Below are 2492 nucleotides of genomic sequence, written 5' to 3'. Positions count from 1 at the left end.
GTAAGCGCTGTCCCGGTCCCACCTTCCTCCCCGCCGCTTGAGGGCCGACTTTGACGATCCGTTGGAGGATCGTTTTGTGTCTGGACTTGACCCTAGACTTGAGCCGCTGGCCGGGGTGCGCCGCTTCGAGGTGATCAACGGGGCACTGGGCCGGCGGCGATGGACGGCGGACGATCGGGCGCGGATCGTCGGCGAGACGCTCGAAACTGGGGCCGTCGTGTCCGAGGTGGCGCGCCGGCATGGGCTGACGCCGCAGCAGGTGTTCACTTGGCGCCGGGAGGCGCGCAAGCGGACGGAGGCCGATGCGGTCGCCTTCGTGCCTGCTGTGGTCGCGCCGGAACCGGAGGCGGAGACCGTCGCGAAGCCGCGCAAGTGCCAGAGGCCTGGCCGGCCGAAGCGCGGCCGCACTCGGAAGGCTGCTGGAGCGGCAATCGAGGTGGAGGCTGCCGGGGTGACGGTGCGGATCGGCGACGGCGCATCGCCGGCGTTGGTCGCGGCGGTGATCGGCGCCTTGAAGGGGGTGTCGTGACCCTCGTCGTCGCGGGAACGCCGATCGGCACCGTCCGGGTGATGGTCGCGACGAAGCCGGTGGACTTCCGCAAGGGCGCCGAAGGGCTTGCCGCGCTGGTGCGGGAGACGATGGGTGCCGATCCCTTCTCAGGCGTGATTTACGTGTTCCGTGCCAAGCGGGCCGACCGGGTCAAGCTCGTCTGGTGGGACGGCACCGGCGTATGCCTGTTCGCCAAGAGACTGGAGGACGGCAGGTTCTGTTGGCCCTCGGTCACGGACGGGGTGGTGCGGCTGACGGCGGCTCAGCTGCAGGCCCTCTTGGAGGGGCTGGACTGGCGACGGGTGCACGAGACACGAACGGCCGCAAAGCCTCGAACCGCGAGCTGATGCGCCCACATTCTGCTGTCAAACCATTGGCGAACATGCTTGAATCGGCCTCGTGACCGACGCGGCCCCGACCCTTCCGGACGATGCCCGAGCGCTCCAGGCGATGCTCCTGGCCGAGCGCGCCGAGAACGAGCGGCTGCGCCAGATCATCAAGGAACTGCAGCGTCATCGCTTCGGGCGGAGGGCCGAGAGCCTGCCCGAGGACCAGCTGCTGCTGGCGCTGGAGGAGGCCGAGCAGGTCGAGGCCGAGGGGCTCGCCGTGGACGAGGCGGCCGACCCCGTCCGGCGGGAAGCCCGCGCTGCCAGGCGCCGCGCCAACCGCAGTGCGCTGCCCGCCCATCTGCCGCGGATCGAGGTCGTCGTCGACGTCGAGGACAAGACCTGCCCCTGTTGCCGTGGTCCGCTCCATCCCATGGGCGAGGACACCTCCGAACGTCTCGACGTCGTCCCCGCCCAGTTCCGCGTGCTCGTCACCCGCCGGCCGAAGTATGCCTGCCGGGCCTGCGAGGAGGTGGTGGTCCAGGCGCCCGCGCCGGCGCGCCTGATCGAGGGCGGCATCCCGACCGAGCCGACGGTGGCGCACGTGCTGGTGTCGAAGTATGCCGATCATCTGCCGCTCTATCGCCAGGCCCAGATCTACGCCCGCCAGGGCATCCGCCTCGACCGCTCGACGCTGGCGGACTGGGTGGGCAAGGCCGCCTTCCTGCTGAAGCCTGTCCACGCGCGGCTGTTCGAGCGGCTGAAGGCATCGGACAAGCTGTTTGCCGATGAGACGACGGCGCCGGTGCTCGATCCGGGCCGCGGCCGTACCAAGACCGGGCAGCTCTTCGCCTATGCCCGCGACGATCGTCCGTGGGGCGGGCTCGACCCGCCCGGCGTCGCCTACCTCTACGCGCCGGACCGCAAGGCCGAGACCATCGTCCGCCACCTCGACGGCTTCGTCGGCACGCTGCAGGTCGACGGCTACGCAGGTTATCGGGCACTCGCCGAGCGCAACGCCGTGCGCCTCGCCTTCTGCTGGGCGCACGTGCGCCGCCGCTTCTATGAACTCGCGCAGTCCGGACCGGCGCCGATCGCCGGAGAGGCGCTCGTCCGGATCGCCGAGTTTTATCGGATCGAAGACGAGATCCGCGGCCGTCCGGCCGAGGAGCGCCGCGCCGTTCGCCAGGAGAAGACCCGCCCCCTCGTCGACGCCCTCGAGCCGTGGCTGCGCGACAAGCTCGGCCTCATCAGCCAGAAGAGCAAGCTCGCCGAGGCGATCCGCTACGCCCTCTCACGGTGGCCGGGGCTCACTCGGTTCCTCGACGACGGCCGCGTCGAGATCGACTCCAACGTCGTCGAGCGTTCGATCCGCCCCATCGCGCTCACCCGCAAGAACGCGCTCTTTGCAGGATCCGACGGCGGCGGCGAGCACTGGGCGACGATCGCCTCGCTCGTCGAGACCGCCAAGCTCAACAACGTCGATCCGCAAGCCTACCTCACCGAGGTCATCACCCGCATCGTCGCGGGCCATCCACAGAGCCGGATCGACGAACTGCTGCCGTGGGCATTCGGCAGGACGGCCGCCGAGGCCGTGGCCTGAGAACAGCGCTTAC

At 70.1% G+C, this 2492-nt stretch carries 3 protein-coding genes; all 3 read left to right on the top strand.

What is annotated here, in order from left to right:
• Positions 1 to 115: 115 nt before the first annotated feature.
• The 3 genes from tnpA (at position 116) to tnpC (ending at position 2479) form a co-directional block, all read left to right on the top strand.
• Positions 116 to 529, top strand: coding sequence for an IS66-like element accessory protein TnpA (tnpA, locus tag WBG79_RS27540; protein ID WP_337360452.1), 414 nt, complete (start codon positions 116 to 118; stop codon positions 527 to 529).
• Positions 526 to 897 (top strand): IS66 family insertion sequence element accessory protein TnpB, encoded by a 372-nt coding sequence (gene tnpB, locus WBG79_RS27535; RefSeq protein WP_443147529.1) that lies wholly within the window; start codon positions 526 to 528, stop codon positions 895 to 897. The genes tnpA and tnpB overlap by 4 nt, the downstream gene beginning before the upstream one ends.
• A 103-nt stretch (positions 898 to 1000) precedes the next feature.
• Positions 1001 to 2479, top strand: a complete 1479-nt coding sequence (gene tnpC, locus WBG79_RS27530; RefSeq protein WP_337360453.1) for an IS66 family transposase — start codon at positions 1001 to 1003, stop codon at positions 2477 to 2479.
• Positions 2480 to 2492: the final 13 nt, after the last annotated feature.

This window comes from Prosthecomicrobium sp. N25 (genome assembly GCF_037203705.1).
In the GTDB taxonomy this organism is placed as follows: Bacteria; Pseudomonadota; Alphaproteobacteria; order Rhizobiales; family Ancalomicrobiaceae; genus Prosthecodimorpha.
The sequence above is the reverse complement of the archived record's forward strand: the minus strand, read 5'-3'. Positions and strand labels throughout refer to the sequence as shown.

What these genes read in the sequence shown, in the direction of transcription:
- tnpC (WP_337360453.1), top strand. Translation starts at nt 1,001, where the DNA reads ATGCTCCTGGCCGAGCGCGCCGAGAACGAGCGGCTGCGCCAGATCATC.